This is a genomic window from Natrialba aegyptia DSM 13077 (genome assembly GCF_000337535.1).
In the GTDB taxonomy this organism is placed as follows: Archaea; Halobacteriota; Halobacteria; order Halobacteriales; family Natrialbaceae; genus Natrialba; species Natrialba aegyptia.
The window spans coordinates 195,838-214,526 of the sequence record NZ_AOIP01000015.1; the positions used below are offsets into that span (position 1 = coordinate 195,838).

The 18,689-nt window shown below is 64.1% G+C and carries 16 protein-coding genes; 12 read left to right on the plus strand and 4 right to left on the minus strand.

The window, feature by feature from the left end; genetic code table 11:
• Nucleotides 1-235: 235 nt before the first annotated feature.
• From C480_RS04985 to C480_RS05005, 5 genes are all read left to right on the plus strand, one after another.
• Nucleotides 236-559 (plus strand): hypothetical protein, encoded by a 324-nt coding sequence (locus tag C480_RS04985; RefSeq protein ID WP_006664530.1) that lies wholly within the window; start codon nucleotides 236-238, stop codon nucleotides 557-559.
• An 87-nt stretch (nucleotides 560-646) separates the two neighbouring features.
• Nucleotides 647-1,015 (plus strand): helix-turn-helix transcriptional regulator, encoded by a 369-nt coding sequence (locus C480_RS04990; protein ID WP_006664531.1) that lies wholly within the window; start codon nucleotides 647-649, stop codon nucleotides 1,013-1,015.
• 192 nt (nucleotides 1,016-1,207) lie between these two features.
• The gene (locus C480_RS04995; protein ID WP_006664532.1) at nucleotides 1,208-2,581 is read left to right on the plus strand and encodes a Glu/Leu/Phe/Val family dehydrogenase; all 1,374 of its coding nucleotides are present in this window, start codon (nucleotides 1,208-1,210) and stop codon (nucleotides 2,579-2,581) included.
• A complete protein-coding gene (locus C480_RS05000) occupies nucleotides 2,578-3,753 on the plus strand; it encodes an NHL repeat-containing protein (RefSeq protein WP_006664533.1) in 1,176 nt (391 codons plus the stop codon). The genes C480_RS04995 and C480_RS05000 overlap by 4 nt, the downstream gene beginning before the upstream one ends.
• Nucleotides 3,754-3,959: 206 nt before the next feature.
• Nucleotides 3,960-4,778, plus strand: coding sequence for a DUF2182 domain-containing protein (locus tag C480_RS05005; protein ID WP_006664534.1), 819 nt, complete (start codon nucleotides 3,960-3,962; stop codon nucleotides 4,776-4,778).
• Between the two features lie 190 nt (nucleotides 4,779-4,968).
• Here C480_RS05005 and C480_RS22825 read toward each other — a convergent pair whose 3' ends face one another.
• Complete coding sequence (locus C480_RS22825; protein ID WP_241433784.1) at nucleotides 4,969-5,139, minus strand: hypothetical protein; 171 nt, start codon at nucleotides 5,137-5,139, stop codon at nucleotides 4,969-4,971.
• A gap of 202 nt (nucleotides 5,140-5,341) precedes the next feature.
• Nucleotides 5,342-7,366, minus strand: coding sequence for an AMP-binding protein (locus tag C480_RS05010; protein ID WP_006664535.1), 2,025 nt, complete (start codon nucleotides 7,364-7,366; stop codon nucleotides 5,342-5,344).
• A 332-nt stretch (nucleotides 7,367-7,698) separates the two neighbouring features.
• On the opposite strand from C480_RS05010, the gene C480_RS05015 reads away from it, so the two are divergent.
• The 3 genes from C480_RS05015 to C480_RS05025 all read left to right on the plus strand — a co-directional run bounded on the left by C480_RS05015 (nucleotide 7,699) and on the right by C480_RS05025 (nucleotide 12,963).
• On the plus strand, nucleotides 7,699-8,031 hold the full coding sequence (locus C480_RS05015) for a DUF7518 family protein (RefSeq protein WP_006664536.1): 333 nt from the start codon (nucleotides 7,699-7,701) through the stop codon (nucleotides 8,029-8,031).
• 105 nt (nucleotides 8,032-8,136) lie between these two features.
• A complete protein-coding gene (gene smc, locus C480_RS05020; RefSeq protein WP_006664537.1) occupies nucleotides 8,137-11,727 on the plus strand; it encodes a chromosome segregation protein SMC in 3,591 nt (1,196 codons plus the stop codon).
• A 21-nt stretch (nucleotides 11,728-11,748) separates the two neighbouring features.
• On the plus strand, nucleotides 11,749-12,963 hold the full coding sequence (locus C480_RS05025) for a segregation and condensation protein A (RefSeq protein WP_006664538.1): 1,215 nt from the start codon (nucleotides 11,749-11,751) through the stop codon (nucleotides 12,961-12,963).
• Nucleotides 12,964-13,151: 188 nt separating this feature from the next.
• Here the strand turns inward: C480_RS05025 and C480_RS05030 are convergent, their stop codons facing one another.
• Both C480_RS05030 and mtnP read right to left on the minus strand, forming a co-directional pair.
• Nucleotides 13,152-13,775, minus strand: a complete 624-nt coding sequence (locus C480_RS05030; RefSeq protein WP_006664539.1) for a DUF7344 domain-containing protein — start codon at nucleotides 13,773-13,775, stop codon at nucleotides 13,152-13,154.
• 96 nt (nucleotides 13,776-13,871) lie between these two features.
• A complete protein-coding gene (gene mtnP, locus C480_RS05035; RefSeq protein ID WP_006664540.1) occupies nucleotides 13,872-14,732 on the minus strand; it encodes an S-methyl-5'-thioadenosine phosphorylase in 861 nt (286 codons plus the stop codon).
• A 136-nt stretch (nucleotides 14,733-14,868) separates the two neighbouring features.
• On the opposite strand from mtnP, the gene C480_RS05040 reads away from it, so the two are divergent.
• From C480_RS05040 to C480_RS05055, 4 genes are all read left to right on the plus strand, one after another.
• Nucleotides 14,869-16,428, plus strand: coding sequence for an MATE family efflux transporter (locus C480_RS05040; protein ID WP_241433785.1), 1,560 nt, complete (start codon nucleotides 14,869-14,871; stop codon nucleotides 16,426-16,428).
• A 161-nt stretch (nucleotides 16,429-16,589) separates the two neighbouring features.
• On the plus strand, nucleotides 16,590-17,231 hold the full coding sequence (locus C480_RS05045) for an ArsR/SmtB family transcription factor (RefSeq protein WP_006664542.1): 642 nt from the start codon (nucleotides 16,590-16,592) through the stop codon (nucleotides 17,229-17,231).
• 85 nt (nucleotides 17,232-17,316) lie between these two features.
• Nucleotides 17,317-18,285, plus strand: a complete 969-nt coding sequence (locus C480_RS05050; RefSeq protein WP_006664543.1) for a hypothetical protein — start codon at nucleotides 17,317-17,319, stop codon at nucleotides 18,283-18,285.
• A gap of 25 nt (nucleotides 18,286-18,310) precedes the next feature.
• The gene (locus C480_RS05055; protein ID WP_006664544.1) at nucleotides 18,311-18,589 is read left to right on the plus strand and encodes a hypothetical protein; all 279 of its coding nucleotides are present in this window, start codon (nucleotides 18,311-18,313) and stop codon (nucleotides 18,587-18,589) included.
• Nucleotides 18,590-18,689 lie beyond the last annotated feature (100 nt).

Genomic DNA, 18,689 nt, shown 5'->3' on the forward strand with positions numbered 1-18,689 from the left:
CGACGGGCCTGGCACTGGCCCAGATCCAGCCCAGACCCAGCCCGACCGGACTCCGACGGGAGACATCCCCCGACCTACCCGCCGATCAGCCCTACCGCTGACCACGACAGTAGCCCCCTCGGTCGTGACCGCAGCGACTCACCCCGTCCTCCCCACTCCTCGCACAGACATCTCACCACTCACCGAGACAGCACACCCGCTGCGCATCGGTATCCCGACTTCTGACCCACAACCTATGGCATCCACCACAAGCACCGACGTTGCACTGATGCTCCTGCAGTTGATCGCACTAACGATTCCACCGGCCGTCGTCCTGATCGACCAGCTCCGCCGAACGCAGAACCTCGAATGGACCGTGCGAAAACTGAGCTTCGGTCTCGTGTTCTCGAGTGTCACCCTCCTGCTCGGCGGCGCAGTCGCCGTCCTGCTGTACTTCCTGACCGTATCGCTACCCATCACTCTCATCGCAGGGCTGCTCCTCGTTTTGCTCGGCCTCCTCCCGCTCGGGGCGTTCGTCCTCGTCCTGTACCGAGAACACCGGAAAGAACACGGCCCCTAATCCGGCCCTTGCTACGTCCGGACTCGGCCGGGAGTGGGTTCGACCCCCACACGTAGCTTCGGCGGTCTTCCCGCCGATGATGCACCGATGTGTAGGAACATCCCTACCAACCACGACGACAACGACGAGCACGAATCGAGTATCGACGGGTCGACACCCCCTCGCCCACTGACGAACCTGACCGGGTTCAAACGCGACCAGCTATTCGTCATCCGACTGCTGGCCGAACGCAACCCCCACGGGCTCGTGATCAAAGACAAACTCGACTGCTACTACGACGAGGACATCAACCAGGGCCGACTCTACCAGAACCTCAGTGAACTCGTCGACGAGGGGTACGTCGAAAAGCACCCACTCGACGGACGAACCAACGCCTACCGGCCGAGCACGCACGCCAACAGGCGTCTCGAAGAGCACCACGAGTGGGAACGACACTGTCTCTTCTGTGACCCCTGACGCGGAGACGGAACTGCCACACCTGAGACACTGAGAGACACTAAGCGACACTGAGACACGGCTGCATTCAGACCGGTAACCGGTATTCAGCCACACGCGATCGAAACAGCCGGTGCTGTGCAGACTGGCTGTGTCGACGCGGTCGAACCAAGCGCACCACCAACGCACGCACAAAACTGCTCGAAACAACCGATGACTACTCCGCACGATGCTTCAACCGACACGACCAGCCGAACCGCTCCCGCACTCGATGCTCCGTGGAGCCACCTCCGAACCGCCGCCCACCGTCTCTCGGTCCCAGATGATATCGAACAGCGGCTCCTGTACGCGCGCCAGCGCCAGCAAATCGCCATTCCGTTCGAACGCGACGATGGGACGATCGACGTTCGAGCAGGGTACCGCGTTCGCCACGACGACGTTCGCGGCCCCTACATCGGCCCGCACCGCTACGTCCCCGGGCTGACAATCGGCGACTGTGCCGGACTCGGGGTCGCAACTGCCGTAACCGCCGCACTCGCCGATGTGCCGTTCGGCGGCGCAGCGGGCGGCATCGACTGCGATCCGGAAACACTCTCGTGGGACGAACGCGCCAGACTCACGCGCTCCTACGCGCGACGAATCACCGACCTCGGCCCGAACAGCGACGTTCTCGTTCCCGATCTGGGAACCGACGAACGCACCATGGCTCGCGCCGCCGATGCCGTCGCCGAACGCGTCGACGGCCCCCACACCGCGACGGCCGCCGGAAAACCGGCCGTTCTCGGCGGCTCGCGAGAGTTCACCTGTGCCGGCGGCCACAGCGTCGCCCACGTCGTCCGTGATATTCTCGAAACGGATCTCGACCGCTCGCTGGACGAGGGAACCGTCGCCGTGTACGGCACCAGCACCGTGGGTGCGACGACGGCGCGCTTGCTCGACCGCTGGGGCAGCACTATCGTCGCGCTGTGTAGCGATCACGTCGGGCTTGCTGCCGACGCCGAGGGTGATGGCGACGGCGATAGTGATAGTGACGGGGAGAGCGAGACGCTCGAACAGGGAACTGGCGATGAGGACGGTGACGACGACGCTACCGACGACGGCATCGATACGACCGTCGCACCCAGCTACCTCGACGGACCGGGTGCGATCGACGAGTTCAGCGGCGGCACGATGACCGGCACCGAGAACGTCCTCGAAGCGGATGTCGATGCGCTGGTTCTCGCCGGATCGGGGACGGCGGTGACGGCCAGAAACGCGGAGACGATCCGGGCGGATCTCGTCGTCGAAGGCGCGTACGGCGCGGTGACCGCCGGCGGGCAGCGCGTTCTCGAGGAACGGGATGTCGCCGTCGTGCCGGCCGTGCTGTCGCTCGCCGGCAAACTATCGGCCGCGAGCCTCGAATGGCGTCGTCACGTCGGCCGCAGCGAGATGAGCGACACGCGCATGGCGAACGAACTCTCGTATGCGGTTATCGACGCCGTTTCCGACGTTCGGGCCCACCGCGTGCGCCGCGACGTGGGCTGGCGCGACGGCGCGTACGAACTCGGGCTCTCGCGGCTCGTCTCGGCTCACGAGGTGGTTCGATGATCGATCGTCTCGACGACTCGCTCGGCGACGCGATCGAGTGGCTGACCGAGATCGGTCCCGAGATCGACCCGTCAGCCAACTCCGAATCCGATTCTGACTTCGACTCCAACCCTGACTCTGAATCCGGATCCGACTCCGAGTCGGAAGCCGCCGATTCCGCATCGAACGCCGCATCCCGGGACGGGGCTGTACCGCGGTCGGACGGCGGTCGCGAGACCGATCCGTCGGGTGCCCAAGCGGCCGCCGACTGGGAAGAAGCCGACTCGCCGACCTCGAGAACGCTGCACGGCGTCGTCCACGGCGCGGACGGTGCCTACGCCTGTGGCGAGGGCGGTATCCTGTTGCACCGGCGCGACGACGGGTGGCAGACGCTGATCGAACGCGGTCCGGGCGTCGCGGACAACACGTTGCGGACGATCGACGCAACGGCCGACGGCTGTCGGCTCTGGTTTGCCGGCGACAGCGGTGCACTCGGGTACTACGACGTCGCCGACGGCTACTTGAGCGACTACTCGGCACCGGGGGAAAAGACGAGTACCTGGGAGGGAATCGCCGTGTCCGGGCCAACTGGCGAGGAGCGCATCCGCATCGCGAACGGCTCCGGCGAAGTTCTCGACTGCACCGTCGAGGACGGCTGTCCGGCCTGGGGAGACGTCGTCGAACCCGGCGGCGGGTCGACGATACCCGGCCTGACCGCCGGCCCGGACGGATTCTACGCCATCGACACCAGCGGCGGCGCGTACTACGCGGACGCGAACGGCGAGTGGGAACGAATCGGCGTTCGCAACGCCGAAGTCGACTTCTACGACATCTGGGCCGGCGATGAAACCGTCTTCGTCGCCGGTGCCGACGGCGTCGCGTATCGGTACGACCCGCGCTGCGAGAACTGGACCCCGATCAACGTCGGACAGGGTGCGCTCCAGTCCATCCAGGTGGACGAAGGCAGCAACACTGCCGTCGCCGTCGCAACCGGCGGACGCGTCTACGAGCGCATCGAAAGCATCCGCTGGGAGGAACGGGACACGCCGACGGAACAATCCCTTCTCGATCTCGCTCTCGCCCGCCAGCGGTCGGACGACGAGGGACTGGCGACCGTTCCCGTCGACATCGCCGTCGGTGCTGGCGGCACCGTTCTCGAGCGCCACCGAGACCGTTCGGACACCACGGACTAACGCGCCGCCCGCCGGCCCGCACTACCGCTCACAACCCCTTCCACCCCCACCCCCCACCCTCACCCTCACCCCCACTCGCGCAACGGACCGATCCGCATGACAGCCCCACCGTTTCTGTCTCTTCCACCACCGTTCGGTACCGTCGTACGAACCGTTTTATCGTCGAAATCCGACCCCGAACCGCCGATCGTCCTGCTACTCACTCGATGCTCCCAGACAATCCACTCTCGTTCACCGCTCGTATCGATTCCGACTCGCTCCCCATCGCCGAACTCGCCACCCTCTCGCTCTCGGCACTCCTTTGGCTCGTCCTCTTCGAAGGCTGGCTTCCCGACCTCGGCCCCGCTCCCGCTGAACTCGAGGCACCGATGGCCGCCCCCGGCGTCCCCGAAGCGATGGCGACGGCAAACGGACTCTCGGGTACCGTCGCGTACCTGCTCATGTGGGGCACGATGATGCTCGCGATGATGCTTCCGTCGCTGATCCCGGTCGTTCGACAGCACCTCGATGACGTGTGCCAGAATCCGTCCGTCGCCGTTCCGTCGATCGCCGGATTTCTCGGCGGCTACGGTCTCGTCTGGACGGCGATCGGCGCAGTGCCCCTCGCGGTCGAACTGCTCGTCTCGATTCACGAGTTCTCGACCGCGTCCGCGTTCGGGCTCGGTGCGGGGGTGGTCCCAATCGCCGGACTGCTCGCGTTCGCCGGCGGCTACCAGCTGACGCCGTTCAAACGCCGGCTGCTCTCGCGGTGTGCGTCCTGCCAATCGATTCCGCACTGTCCCAACGTGAATCGGATGGTTCGCAGGGGGATCTCCTACGCGACGAACTGCGTCGCGTGCACCTGGCCGCTGTTCGCGCTGATGGTTGCGCTCGGGTCGATGAATTTCCTCGTGATGGTCGGCCTGACGCTCGTGGTTTCGATCGAGCGCCTGACGCCGGACGGCGAACGCGTCGCGTTCGCTATGGGCGTCCTGTTGATCGGTGCCGCCGTGTTCTCGCTGCTGTTCGGCGTTCCGGCGGTCTGATCGGCGCGTAACGCCGACGACGTAGTAGTCGGTCGCCGCGATAGAACCGGCCACATCGTCACGCATTCCCCTGATTTCTCTCGGGCCATCGTGCCTAGCTATACCGGTACCGACGCCGTCGACGGCGGTTTGCATCCGTAAAAATAGACGGTGCACCTGCGTATCGCAGGCTGTGCGTTCTCGGGACCGGCTAGTCGGTTCGCTTTTGACGATCCTCGACCGGTGCCGATCCGAGCGTTACCTCCGCAGTGCCGAACGGCTGCAAAACGTCGTCGAACGTCGCGGTCAGTTCGGTACCCGGGAAGAATCCGATAATCGACGTTGTCTCGTCGCCGTCGTTGTGAAGTTCGTGCGGTTCCATTTCGGGGACGACCGCACACTGTCCGGCGTGCAGCCCGATCGTCTCGTCGCCGTGTGAACGGTGGTCTCCAATTCGATACGGACGGCCTGAATCACGTATTCAAAGGCTCGTCAGGACGATAACGGTTTTTCAGAATCCTGGGAAACACCGTCCCACCGACAGAGATCCGCTCAGTCGAGACGTAACGTTTCGACAGCGTGCGTTATCGGGCGGCCTCGAGTTCATCGAGCGCCGCCGGGTTTTCGATACTGCTCATATCGCCGAGGTCCTCGCCCGTGTAGGTCGCTTCGATCGCGCGACGGATAATCTTGCCCGACTGCGTCTTGGGGAACTCGTCGACGAACAGGATTTCACGCGGGCGGAAGGGCTTGCCTAACTCCTCGCCGACCTGGGCGCGCAGTTCCTCGCGAAGGGCGTCGGTTTCGTCGATGTCGTCTGCGAGGATCGCGTATGCGACAACCGCGGTGCCGGTGGTGTCGTCCGGCGCGCCGATGGCGGCGGCCTGGTTGACCGCCGCGTGGTCGATGAGTGCGCCCTCCACTTCGGCGGGGCCAACCTTGCGGCCGGCGACGTTCAGCGCGTCGTCGGCGCGGCCGTGGAGGAACCAGAAGCCGTCCGCGTCTTTTTGGGCCCAGTCGCCGTGGTCCCACATCGCCGGGTCCTCGAAGGTCGACCAGTACTCGTTCAGATAGCGCTCGTCGCCGGACCAGAGGGACTTGGTCATGGAGGGACAGGAGTCGCGGGCGACGAGGAAGCCGCGCTCGTGGTCGTCCGCAACCGATTCGCCCGCGGAGTCGACGATGTCGATGTCCATGCCGATCCCCGGCCCGCCGAGCGTGCAGGGTTTGAGCGGTTCAGTCGGCATCGGCATCAGGAAACAGCCGCATATTTCGGTGCCCCCGGAGATGTTGATGATCGGGCACTCGCCGCCGCCGACGTTTTCGTAGAACCACCGCCAGGATTCGGGGTCCCAGGGTTCGCCGGTCGAACCGAGCAGGCGCAGCGAGGAGAGATCGTGGCCCTCCAGCCAGTCGTCCCCGTGTTTACGAAGTGCTCGGATGGCGGTCGGCGAAATACCGAACTTGGTGAGCTCGTGGCGGTCGATCATCTCCCAGAAGCGATCCGGCTCGGGGTAGTCGGGCGCACCCTCGTACATGAAGACGGTGCCGCCGAAGGTGTGCGTCCCGATGAGCGTCCAGGGGCCCATCATCCAGCCGATGTCCGAAACCCAGAAGAACCGATCTGCAGGTTTGAGGTCCATGCCGAAGGAGACCTCCTTCGCGCACTGGACCTGCACGCCGGCGTGGGTGTGGACGATCCCCTTCGGCTTCCCGGTGGTGCCCGAGGAGTAGAGAAGCATCGACTCCTGATCCGAGGGCAGCGACTTCGTTTCGAACTCGTCGTCCGCGGTTTCGACGGCCTCGGCCCACCACTCGTCGCGGTCATCGTTCCAGGGAATCTCGCGCTCCGCCTCGTCCCCGCCGGAACCGAGCCTGTCGAAGACGATCGTGTCCTCTACGTAACCCGCCTCTTCGATCGCCTCGTCGGCCCCTGACTTGAGGTAGACCGGATCTCCGCGGCGGTAGAAGCCGTCGCCGGTGAAGAGAACCGAACACTCCGAATCGGCGATCCGAGTCGCCGCCGCGTCGACGCCGAAGCCCGAGAAGATGGGCACCGCAATCGCGCCGACCTTGAAACAGCCGTACAGGATCGAGACGACCTCCGGCACCATCGGCATGTAGAGCCCGACCGTGTCACCCGTTTCGATACCGCGCTTTTCGAGCGCGTTCGCCACCTGGTTCGACTGCCGGTGGAGTTCGTGGTACGTGATTTCGCGAACCTCCCCGTCCTCGCCCTCCCAGATAGTCGCAACCTTGTTGCGGCGCTCCTCGTCGACGGCGGCGTGGCGGTCGACGACGTTGTGCGCAACGTTCAGTTCGCCGCCGGGATACCAGTCGGTGAACTGCGGTCCCTCGCTGTCATCTCGGACCGTCTCGTACTCCTCGTAGAACTCGATGTCGAGATAGTCGACGATCTCGTCCCAGAACCAGTCGACGCCCGACGCCTCGACACCCTCGAGTTCAGTTGTCGTCCGTTCGATCAACGCCTCGTAGTCCTCGATCCCGTGGGTTCGCATGAACTCGGCGACGTTCGTCGACTCGACGAACTCCCGGCTGGGTTCGTGGACGATCTCGTCAACGTCGTCGAGGCTGGTGTTCGCGGTCATGGTGATGATGACACGCACAGGTTGGCGTCAGCCCCCTATCAAACAACAGGTCGTAGCGCGCTGACTCGCGGACAGTGGTGGCGTCTCCTGGCGTCCAAGCTCCATCTACCGACAGATCTGTGCGAAAGAGAGTGTGGGACCGATAGTAGCCACTGCAAGTCAGTGCACACCTGATCGCACGAGGGCTGTACGATCAGTGTGGAACCCGTTTCAGTTGTTCCTCTAGCCGGCGGCAGTAGTTTCAGTTGTTCCTCTAGCCGGCGGCAGTATGTACCAAAACAGGTAGGTGTGTCTGACGTACGTTTATGTGGCAGGCAACAGCCCTAGAACGTATGTCGAACAACCGCGTCGAGCAGCTCGAATCGACGGTCGCAGAACTCGAATCGACCGTAGAGGGCCTGACCGACGAACTCATCGAAGCCAAAGAACGCATCCGCGTTCTCGAAGCCGAACTCGATACGGAGACGCCGACTCGCGTTCCCGAGCGCCGCCAGAACGAAGCCGGAACCGGTGCCGGTACCGATGCCGCCGACCGCGATTCGGAGACCCCGGAAGCCGCTCCGGAGGAAGTCGAAGAGGCGACGGCCGATGCCGATACGGAAACCGAGTCCCAATCCGGCGACGAAGCGGAAGACTCAGGTAGCGACGACATTATTGTCGCATAACTGCACGGCGGTTCGCTTTCGGGGGATCGGACCGGCTCGTCGCAAGCCGGAATCCGCCGGAACCCCGAGTGCGATCCCCCACGGCACGGAGGGCTCGAGAAGAGAATGTACATCAAGGCAGTCGTTCTGGACAAGTTCAAGAGCTTCGGTCGAAAGACGAAAATTCCGTTCTACGAGGATTTCACCGTCGTCACGGGCCCGAACGGCTCGGGAAAGTCGAACATCATCGACGCCGTTCTCTTCGCACTCGGACTCGCACGGACCCGCGGCATCCGCGCGGAGAAACTCACCGATCTCATCTACAACCCCGGCCACGAGGACGGCGCTGACTCCGGCGGCCCGCGCGAGGCCATCGTCGAAGTTATCCTCGACAACTCGGACGCAACGCTCGATCGGTCGCAGGTCGTCAACGCCGCAGGTAGCGAGGATGTCGGCGACGTCGACGAAATCCGCATCCGTCGCCGCGTCAAGGAAACCGAGGACAACTACTACTCCTACTACTACGTAAACGACCGCTCGGTCAACCTCTCGGACATTCAGGACCTGCTCGCCCAGGCCGGCGTCACGCCGGAGGGGTACAACGTCGTCATGCAGGGCGACGTGACCGAGATCATCAACATGACCCCCCACGCCCGCCGGGAGATCATCGACGAAATCGCCGGCGTCGCCGAGTTCGACGCGAAGAAGGAAGACGCCTTCGAGGAACTCGACATCGTCGAAGAACGCATCGACGAGGCCGAACTCCGCATCGAGGAAAAGCGCGACCGCCTCGACCAGCTCGCCGACGAGCGCCGGCAAGCCATGCGCTACCGACGGCTCCGCCGCGAGAAAGAGGAGTACGAGGGCTACAAGAAGGCCAGCGAACTCGAAGAAAAGCGCGCCGAGCTGGAGACGGCCGCAGCGGCCGTCGACGACCTCGAATCCGACCTCGAGGAGCTCCAGCGCGAACTCGACGAGCGCCAGGGGAAAGTCGTTCGCCTCCAGGAGGACCTCGAGGACTTAAACGCCGAAATCGAACGCAAGGGCGAGGACGAACAGCTCCAGATTAAAAGCGAAATCGAGGAGATCAAAGGCGACATCTCGCGGCTCGAGGACAAAATCGAAGCCAGCGAGGAGCAAATCGAGGCGGCCGAATCGAAGCGGCGCGAAGCCTTCGTCCAGATCGATCGCAAGCAGGAGACGATCGAGGAACTCGACGGAGAGATGCGCGAGCACAAACTCGAAAAGGCCTCGCTCAAGACCGAAATTCAGGAACGCGAGGCCGAGCGCGACGAACTCGAAGCCGAAATCGACGCCGTCGACACCGAGTTCGACGAACTCAAAGCCGATCTCGCGGCGCGAAAGGACGACCTCGAAGACGCAAAGACCGAGCGCAACGACCTCCAGCGCGAGCAGGACCGACTCCTCGACGAAGCGCGACGACGGTCGAACACGATCAGCGAGAAGGAGACGACGATCGAGGAGCGCCGCGAGGAACTCCCCGAACTCGAAAACCGGCGCAGCGACCTCCAGCGCGAACTCGAGAAGGCAAAGAAAAATCGCTCGAACATCGCCGAGGTCGTCGACGACCTCAAAGACGAGAAGCGCCGTATTCAGGCCGACATCGACGAGGCCGACGACAAACTCCAGGCGAAACAACAGGAGTACGCCGAACTCGAAGCCAACGCAGGCGAGAGCGGCGACTCCTCGTTCGGCCGCGCGGTGACCACGATCCTGAACTCGGGGATCAACGGCGTCCACGGCGCGGTGGCCCAGTTAGGAAACGTCCCCGGCGAGTTCGCCGTGGCCTGCGAGACGGCGGCGGGCGGTCGACTCGCAAACGTGGTCGTCGACGACGACGTGGTCGGCCAGCAGTGTATCGAACACCTCAAGTCGCGCAACGCCGGGCGGGCGACCTTCCTCCCGCTGACCGACATGAGCCAGCGCCGGCTTCCGAACGCCCCGAGCGATCCCGGCGTCGTCGACTTCGCGTACAACCTCGTCGACTTCGACGACCAGTTCGCCGGCGTCTTCTCGTACGTGCTGGGCGACACCCTCGTCGTCGAGGACATCGAGACCGCCCGTTCGTACATGGGCGACTACCGGATGGTCACCCTCGACGGCGACTTGGTCGAAAAAAGCGGTGCGATGACCGGCGGCTCCCGGAAGGGCTCGCGCTACTCCTTTACCGGCGGCGGCGAAGGCCAACTCGAGCGCGTCGCCAAACAGATCACGGACCTGCAAGAGGAACGCGAGTCCCTCCGAGAGGACCTGCGCGGCGTCGAGGACCGCCTCGACGACGCCCGCGACCGCAAGACCGACGCCGCAGACGAGGTCCGCTCGATCGAAAGCGAACTCGACTCCCTCGATTCCACCCGCGAGTCCATCGAGAACGAAATCGAAACGCTCGAGGCCGAACTCGACGACCTCCGCGAGGAGCGTGAATCCGTCGACGAGCGGATGAACGAGATCGCCGGCGAGATCGACGAGCAGACGGCCGACATCGAGGCCATCGAGGCCGACATCGACGACCTCGAAGCCGAACTCGCGGACTCGAAAATCCCGGAACTCACCGCCCAGATCGAAGCCCTCGAAAGCGAAATCGACGACCGCGAGGACCGGATCGACGACCTCGACGGCACGCTCAACGAACTCGAACTCGAGAAAGAGTACGCCGAAGACGCCATCGAAGATCTCCACGACGACATCGAGACCGCCCAGAACCGCACGGCCGAACACGAAGAGCGCATCGCAGACTGCGAGGAAACCATCGCCGAGAAACGCGAGACTCTGGAGGCGAAACATGAAGCCGTCGAAGAACTCGAGGCTGAACTCGCCGAGCTGAAAGACGACCGTAGCGACCTCAAAGAGGATCTTTCGGAGGCCCGGACGAAGCGCGACCAGCAACAGGACCGCGTCAACGCCGTCGAGAGCAAACTCGAAGACAAACGCGAGCGCGTCGGCGACCTCGAATGGGAGATCGAGAGTCTCGAAGCCGAGGTCGGCGACTACGACCCCGAAGACGTCCCCGACCACGAGACCGTCCTCGAGATGATCGACCTCCTCCAAGCCGACATGGAGGCGATGGAACCCGTCAACATGCTCGCGATCGACGAGTACGACGAGGTCCGCGCCGATCTCGACGAACTCGAAGACGGGAAAGCGACGCTCGTCGAGGAGGCGGCGGGGATTCGAGACCGAATCGAACAGTACGAAACGCAGAAAAAACAGACGTTTATGGACGCCTACGACGCGATCTCCGCCCAGTTTACGGAGATTTTCGAACAACTCTCGGAAGGGACCGGCACGCTGCACCTCGAGAACGAGGACGATCCGTTCGACGGCGGCCTGACGATGAAGGCCCAGCCCGGCGACAAGCCGATCCAGCGCCTGGACGCGATGTCCGGCGGAGAAAAATCCCTGACGGCGCTGGCCTTCATCTTCGCGATCCAGCGGCACAACCCGGCCCCGTTCTACGCGCTCGACGAGGTCGACGCCTTCCTCGACGCCGTCAACGCCGAGCGGATCGGCGAGATGGTCGAAGAACTCGCCGAAAAGGCCCAGTTCGTCGTCGTCTCCCACCGCTCGGCGATGCTCGATCGCTCCCAGCGAGCGATCGGCGTGACGATGCAAGACGACAACGTCAGCGCGGTGACGGGGATCGACTTGAGCGAGGAAGGCGAGGGCGAGGGCGAGGAGGTACCGGCTGATGACTAAGGAGGGCCCGAGGAACTGAAGATGACACAAGAGCCCTCGACAGATGCGAACGACGAAGCCGCGAGCGGGGAACGAGGAGACCCGCGAGATAGCGACGGAACCGAAGAGCCGTCGCCAGCGCGGGACTCGTCGACGGACGAGACAGCCACCGAGAGAGACGACGGACCGGATAACGAGGACGAGGACGAGGATGAGGATGTGGATGTGGATGAGGGCGAGGACGACATCCCCCTCCAGATCGTCGGCCACGACGACCGAGAACGACCCGGAGCAGCCACCGATACGCAAGGCGAGGAGGGCACGCTACTCGAGTTCAGCGAACCCGACGACGCTGGTTCGCGGGCGGCTGTCGGAGACGAGAGCGATATCGGTGCCGGTACCGGCACCGGTGACGAAGACACCGAAGGCGGCGAAGACGACGAAGTCGAACCCGTCGAACTCCTCGTCCAACTCGCCGAAAACGGCGACATCGACCCCTGGGATATCGACGTGGTCCAGGTCACGGACAAGTTTCTCGAAGCGCTCGACGGCGCCGACCTGCGGACCTCGGGGCGGGCGCTGTTCTACGCGAGCGTGCTGCTCCGGATGAAAAGCGATGAACTCTTCGCGACGGACGAGCCCGAGGAGGACGAACTCCCGCCGTGGGAGGCACCATTCGCCGACGAGGGGGGGATGGGCGGCGGTGCGTCCGATCCTGCCGGCGGCGACGTGCCCGGTGACGGATTCGATCCCGTCGAAAGTCTCGAAGCCGAGATGGATCGCCGACTCGAACGCAAGCACGTCCGCGGGAAGCCCGAGACGCTAGACGAGTTGGTCCGCGAACTCCGCAGTGCAGAACGGGGGACCTGGTGGAAAGAATCCCGCAGCTACGACACGAGCGACTCGCCGCACGGCTACGACCGCGGCGTCCAAGAACTGAGCTACCACTCGGGCGACGACTTCCGGGTGGATGACGAGCCGACCAGCGACGACGTGACCCACACCACCCACGAGGAAGACATCGAAACCGTCATCGACGACGTCGAGGCCGAACTCGCCGCGCGCTACGAGCGCGGACGCGACGAAGTGCTGTACGCGGAGATCGCAGAAACGGGCGGTTCGCGCGTGATGACGTACCTCGCGCTGCTCTTTCTCGCCCACCGCGGCCGCCTGACTCTCGACCAGGACGAACTCTTCGGGGATCTCTGGATCCAGGATGCGACGACGGCCCCGGCGAACGATGCAGTCGCCGAGTGACGAGTGCTCGGGAGCGGGATTAGGGATCACGGAACTCTTCGGTTCGAGCGGCCGTCTGATGCCACAGATAGCGATATACCGTCCCGAAAAGCCTGTCGTAACCACTCGAGGCAGCGAAAAACGAGTGCAAGCACGACATCGTATGAACGGTAGGAAGTGCCAGTGCCGACTCCAGTCTCGGACGCAGTTCAAGCGAGTTGACTCACGACAGCCAGTGCCAGCACGACCGTCGCAATGACGGTGCTGCTGGCCGTAAGAGCGGGCGACGCGAACACTCCCAGCGATGCGATTCCGAACAGGCTCACGGCTCTCTCGGCAATGATATTCGACGACTCGTCGCCTGCGTTCACCGCCGGTTTCTCGGTCGTCACAGTCCCCGTCTGCTCGGCCGTGCCCCCGCTCGTTGGCTCGGGCTCACTCTCCGTGAACTCGAGGGTGGACTCGACAGCTGCGCGGTCGGCCGTCAAGCGAACGGTTCCGCGAGCTTTGTCGTACTCGACGATGTCTTTGTCGTCGAGTTCAGGGAGCAGCGACTGGTAGAGGGCGACGTAGACCGGTTGCCGCTGATCGGCGGAGAGAGCTGTTGGAGCGGTTTCGTGTTCCGCGGCTGCCACGTGATCCGTTACGGCACGGATCGTGACGGGGCCGTCAGTATCGAGGAGAAATTGCAGCGTGTCGCGCTTTCGAGGGGAAATCGGGGTCTCGAGCGACAGCGAGCGGTCTCGGTCGGACGGAGTGGCCGTCAGACTGGCGTGCGCTTGACCGGCCGAGTCGTCTGTCGGGCGAGAGTGGCACTCGGAATCGGGGCTCATATCTTATGCTATGTCCCCGATGGTGATAGTCAGTGTGCCAATTATATTTGGTTCGGGTGATAGTCACCCACATGTATTTATTTCGTGTGTGATAAATCAGTCGAGGTACTCACCGGCCAGCAGATCCACGCGTTCGCGCGTCTCGTCGGGGACCGCCTCCGTCGGCGTGTTGATCGTCCCCTCGAGTGCACTCCAGGCGTCGCTTTCGAAGTCCTCGGGCATCGTTCGGATCGCGCGTTCGATCACGGCGTTGATCGAGTCCTGATTTGCCGCGGCGTTCTCGAGGACCTCCTCGAGCGTCACCTCGTTGTCCTGCTTCCAGACGTCGTAGTCGGTTATCCCCGCGACCGTCGCGTAGCTCAGTTCGGCCTCGCGGGCGAGTTTGGCCTCCGGAATCGTCGTCATGCCGACGACGTCCCACCCCTGCGAGCGATAGAACTCGCTCTCCGCTCGCGTGGAGTACTGTGGGCCCTCGATGCAGACGTAGGTGCCACCCCGCTCCGTCTTCGTCTCCGCATCGGTCACCGCTGCGGCCGCATCGGCGAGGTGCTCGACCATCTCGGGACAGTACGGTTCGGCAAAGCCCATGTGGACGACGATGCCGTCACCGAAGAACGTCGGCGAGCGGTGTTTCGTCCGATCGAAGATCTGATCCGGAACGACGAGCGTCTGAGGCGGCAGATCCTCGCGGAGGCTGCCGACCGCGTTCGTCGAAATGACGCGGTCGACGCCGACCGATTTGAGCGCGTAAATGTTCGCCCGGTACTGCGCGTCGGTCGGCGTGTGCTGGTGGTCCTCGCCGTGGCGCGGCAGGAACGCTACCTCCTTGCCGGCGAGTTCACCCAGCGTCACGTCGTCGCTGGGGTCGCCGTAAGGCGTGGTGACGGTCTCCGTACGTGTATTTTCGAGCGGAAGCGCCTCGTAGATGCCGCTGCCGCCGATAACTCCGATCGTCATGGGCGAGCATCGTCGGAGGAGCACCGTAAACGGTCCGGATTCTCGGGTGCACACACGCCCGGCGCTCTCGCCGACGAGTGCAATACGGTACCACATCTCCCGAGTGGTCAAGTACGCCGCCCGACACTGTGCGGATATGTCTGCTGGCGCGACGGCGGACGAGAACTCCCTTACCGAAGGTGAACTCGTCCGACCGATGTTTCGGTTGGCCTGGCCGCTCGTCGTTATTCAACTGTTGCAGGTCGCCTACAACGTCGGCGACACGCTGTGGCTCGGGGCGCTCTCGCCCGCCGCCGTCGGTGCGGTGAGCCTCGCGTTTCCGTTGCTCTTCTTGCTGATTGCGGTCGGGAGCGGGTTTACGACTGCCGGAGCGATCCTGATCGCCCAGCACACGGGGGCCGACAGCGACGAGGACGGGATCATCGCCGGGCAAACGCTGTCGTTTATTTCGCTTGTCGCGGTCGGACTCGGTATCCTCGGGTATCTACTGAGCGATCCGATGCTCGCCGCGTTACCGTCCGATCCCGACACCGAGGCGGCGATCATCCCGCTCGCCGCGGAGTACCTGGAGGTGTTCTTCCTCGGGTTGCCGTCCGTATTCGGCTTCTTCGTCTTCGTCGCGCTCATGCGCGGCTACGGGAACACGCGCGCGCCGATGCGAGTGATGTTCATCAGCGTCATCATCAACGTCGCGATCGACCCGCTGCTGATCTTCGGGGTCGGCCCGCTCCCGCGACTCGAGGTTCAGGGAGCGGCCGTTGCGACGGTCATCTCGCGCGCTATTGCGACGGCGATCGGATTTTACCTGTTGTACTATACGGACACCGGACCGGCGATCAAGGCGTCACATATTCGGCCGCGCCTCGAGTACGTCCGCGAGATTACGCGATTGGGCGTTCCGACGGCGTTCGAGCAGTCGATGACGGCGCTTGCGCTGGTTGCGATGATGGCGATCGTCGTCACGTTTCCAGCCGAAGTCGTCACCGCTTACGGGCTCGGGAACCGGCTGGTATCGCTCGCGTTCCTGCCGGCGCTCGGCATGGGACAGGCGACGGACTCGATCGTCGGCCAGAACCTGGGTGCAGGAATGGCGGATCGCGCAAAGCGGGCCGTCTGGATCGCTGCGGGGGTGATCGGATCGATCATGTTCGTCGCGGGCGTGCTCGCGTTCTTGCTGCCGGAACCGTTCGTCTCGGTGTTCCTGACGGCGGAGGCGGAAGGACGGGCGGCGACGATCGACTACGGTGTGACCTACCTGCGGTTCTCCGCGGTCGCGTTCGTCTTCATGGGCGTCATGCAGGTGGTTCAGGGCGCGTTCCGCGGCGCGGGGAACACGAAGACCGCACTCGCGTTCGCCGTCCTCGGCCTGTGGGTCGTCCGCGTCCCCGTCACCTACATCCTCGCCTTCGTCCTCGATTGGGGCCCGACGGGCATCTGGGCCGGCGTCGTCATCGGCGACATCGTCGGCGCGATCGCGGCGACTGCGTGGTTTACCCGCGGGACCTGGACGGAGTCGATCGTCGACGAAACGAGCGAAACCGACTCCACGGACGCCGCGTCAGCGACTGCAGGCGAGGCGGGGACGGTCGGCCCGGACCGCGAAGCGGAAACGAGGACGGAATCGAAAACGGGAACAGCAGCGGAAACGGACGCAGAACCCGACCCCACGCCAGATTCCGAATCGTTCGCGGAATAGTCGCGGGTGCCGACCACCGCTGGCACTGGTTCCCATCGCTGGCGAACCGGGTCGTTTCGGCGGTCGAAATCGTCGCACTGCGTGTCGTTCACAAACTCAAAGGGATCTTTGAGTTTCGCGTACGAATATATCACCCCGGTGAAAACGGGACTGTAGGTACGATGAGCTCTCTCTTTCCGCTGAAACCATCGTCGGCATTGGACGACCGCGAAACCGAGCCGAAACTCGTCGAGTTCACCGAGACGGAAGCCGAACACATACTGTCATCCGTCTCGTCGACGACGGCGCGGACGATTCTCGCGATGCTCTACGAGGAGCCGCGGACGGCGTCGGATATCGCCGATCGGATGGACGCCTCGGTGCAGAACGTCAGCTATCATCTCGAGCGCCTCGTCGAAGCGGATCTGATCGTCGTTGCCGGGACGTGGTACTCGAGCCAGGGACGGGAGATGGACGTCTATGCGCCGGCGAACGGTCCGCTGGTGCTGTATACTGGGGCCGAGCAGACGACGCCGTCGCTTTCGGGTGCACTGCAGCGAGTGCTCGGTGCGAGCGTGTTCGTGGGTCTCGTGAGTGCGCTCGTTCACACGCGGTGGAACGCACCGCAACCGGCACAGCCGAGACTGCTCAGTACCGCACAGCCACCCGAGCCGACGCTTCGCGAGTCACTTCTCGAGTTCGCAACCGGGCCCGGCGGGTTCGTGCTCGGGGCTGGACTGTTCGCGATCGGGTGTTGGGTGGGCTACTGGTACTGGATGCGGTATCGACCGGCGACGCGGCGACGAGCCGGCGGCGGCGAGTGACCGGTGGAATTCGGGCGACGAACGGGACTCAAAGGCGGCTTTGAGTTTGGGATAGTGGGAAGGACCTCCCACCGAACGGGACTGTATGGAACGACGAACCGTTCTGGCATCGATCGGAATCGGACTGACGACCGCGGCAGCCGGCTGTCTCTCTGAAACGGACGCGACGGCCGATCCGGGATCGGAGTCGGAACCGGACTCGGAATCAGAACCCGAAAGCGACGCCCGATCGCTGGCGACGCAGGCGGAATCCCAACCGACCACCGTCGAGAGCGGGGCGACCGCGGATCGGCGCATCGGTGACGAGACGCTCGCGGACAGCGGCCTTCGAAAGCCGGTGCAGGTCGCCCTCACGAACCGAGCGAGCGAGACGCACACGCCCGCGCTCGTCATCGAGCGAAACGGAACGACCGTTCTCGAGGAATCGTTCGAACTCGGCGCGGACGCGGCGGTTCACGTCTTGCTCTCCGATCTCGACGAGTTCACCGTTCGCGCGACCCTCCCGGACGCCGAGCAGGCGGAAACGGTCACCGTCGGCCGCGATCAGTTCGACTGCAACGCGACGACGGCGACCGTCGCCGTGCGGGACGACGGCACGCTCGAGTCGTCCGTCGTCTCCACGCTCATGGCCTGCCGGGGAGTCGTAACGACGACCGTCGAACGCGACGAGACGAACTCGACGACCGTCGGAGCCGTGCCGGGTGCTTCCGAACGGGAATCGGCCGACGCCCAACACGGAGTCGTCGTTCACAATCCGACAGCACAGACCTGGACGACGCGCATCCTGCTCGAAGAATCGTCCGATCCGACCTTCGACGGCGTGTACACGCTCGAACCGGGTGCGACCGCCGAGATCGAACTCGCGGAGAGCGGCGAGTACAGTCTCGACGTGACCGTCCTCGAAACGGACGCGACCGACCACGAACGCATCGGCGCGACGTACTTCGATTGTAACACCTCGACGACGCAGGCTGAACTCGACGCGGCGGGAACGGTGGATCTAACGACGATTTCGACGCGAATGGCGTGCCCCGATGACGAGTTCAGCGAGTAGCGTGATTCCGGATAGGTGGTAATCGATGTCGACTTCCGTCGAATCAACGGACCGTTCCGTCGGGAAGCGACTGCAGGAAACTGCCGTCGCCGGTGTGCGTGCGATCGCGTTCTGGATCGCGGTCGTGCTGCCTGTTGCGTACCTGCCGGTGCTGTCTACGCTGCTGTTACCGAGATCTCTGACGGTTGTACCGCTCGATCCGTTCCTCGCGCTGGTCGCGTCGCTCGGAATACACGGGAGCTGCGTGCTTCTCGGACACGAGCACGCGCCAGGGTACGAGCGACGCGTCTCGTCCGTTCGTTGACTCGAGTTCGTGTCCGTCAGTCGACCGTCGTACGGATAGCGAAAGCGTGGTTCACCGGGCTGGTGACTGCAATCGGAGACATCGAGGCGGTCGGCGAATC

What these genes read in the sequence shown, in the direction of transcription:
- C480_RS04985 (WP_006664530.1), top strand. Translation starts at nt 236, where the DNA reads ATGGCATCCACCACAAGCACCGACGTTGCACTGATGCTCCTGCAGTTG.
- C480_RS04990 (WP_006664531.1), top strand. Translation starts at nt 647, where the DNA reads ATGTGTAGGAACATCCCTACCAACCACGACGACAACGACGAGCACGAA.
- C480_RS04995 (WP_006664532.1), top strand. Translation starts at nt 1,208, where the DNA reads ATGACTACTCCGCACGATGCTTCAACCGACACGACCAGCCGAACCGCT.
- C480_RS05000 (WP_006664533.1), top strand. Translation starts at nt 2,578, where the DNA reads ATGATCGATCGTCTCGACGACTCGCTCGGCGACGCGATCGAGTGGCTG.
- C480_RS05005 (WP_006664534.1), top strand. Translation starts at nt 3,960, where the DNA reads ATGCTCCCAGACAATCCACTCTCGTTCACCGCTCGTATCGATTCCGAC.
- C480_RS22825 (WP_241433784.1), bottom strand. Translation starts at nt 5,139, where the DNA reads ATGGAACCGCACGAACTTCACAACGACGGCGACGAGACAACGTCGATT.
- C480_RS05010 (WP_006664535.1), bottom strand. Translation starts at nt 7,366, where the DNA reads ATGACCGCGAACACCAGCCTCGACGACGTTGACGAGATCGTCCACGAA.
- C480_RS05015 (WP_006664536.1), top strand. Translation starts at nt 7,699, where the DNA reads ATGTCGAACAACCGCGTCGAGCAGCTCGAATCGACGGTCGCAGAACTC.
- smc (WP_006664537.1), top strand. Translation starts at nt 8,137, where the DNA reads ATGTACATCAAGGCAGTCGTTCTGGACAAGTTCAAGAGCTTCGGTCGA.
- C480_RS05025 (WP_006664538.1), top strand. Translation starts at nt 11,749, where the DNA reads ATGACACAAGAGCCCTCGACAGATGCGAACGACGAAGCCGCGAGCGGG.
- C480_RS05030 (WP_006664539.1), bottom strand. Translation starts at nt 13,775, where the DNA reads ATGAGCCCCGATTCCGAGTGCCACTCTCGCCCGACAGACGACTCGGCC.
- mtnP (WP_006664540.1), bottom strand. Translation starts at nt 14,732, where the DNA reads ATGACGATCGGAGTTATCGGCGGCAGCGGCATCTACGAGGCGCTTCCG.
- C480_RS05040 (WP_241433785.1), top strand. Translation starts at nt 14,869, where the DNA reads ATGTCTGCTGGCGCGACGGCGGACGAGAACTCCCTTACCGAAGGTGAA.
- C480_RS05045 (WP_006664542.1), top strand. Translation starts at nt 16,590, where the DNA reads ATGAGCTCTCTCTTTCCGCTGAAACCATCGTCGGCATTGGACGACCGC.
- C480_RS05050 (WP_006664543.1), top strand. Translation starts at nt 17,317, where the DNA reads ATGGAACGACGAACCGTTCTGGCATCGATCGGAATCGGACTGACGACC.
- C480_RS05055 (WP_006664544.1), top strand. Translation starts at nt 18,311, where the DNA reads ATGTCGACTTCCGTCGAATCAACGGACCGTTCCGTCGGGAAGCGACTG.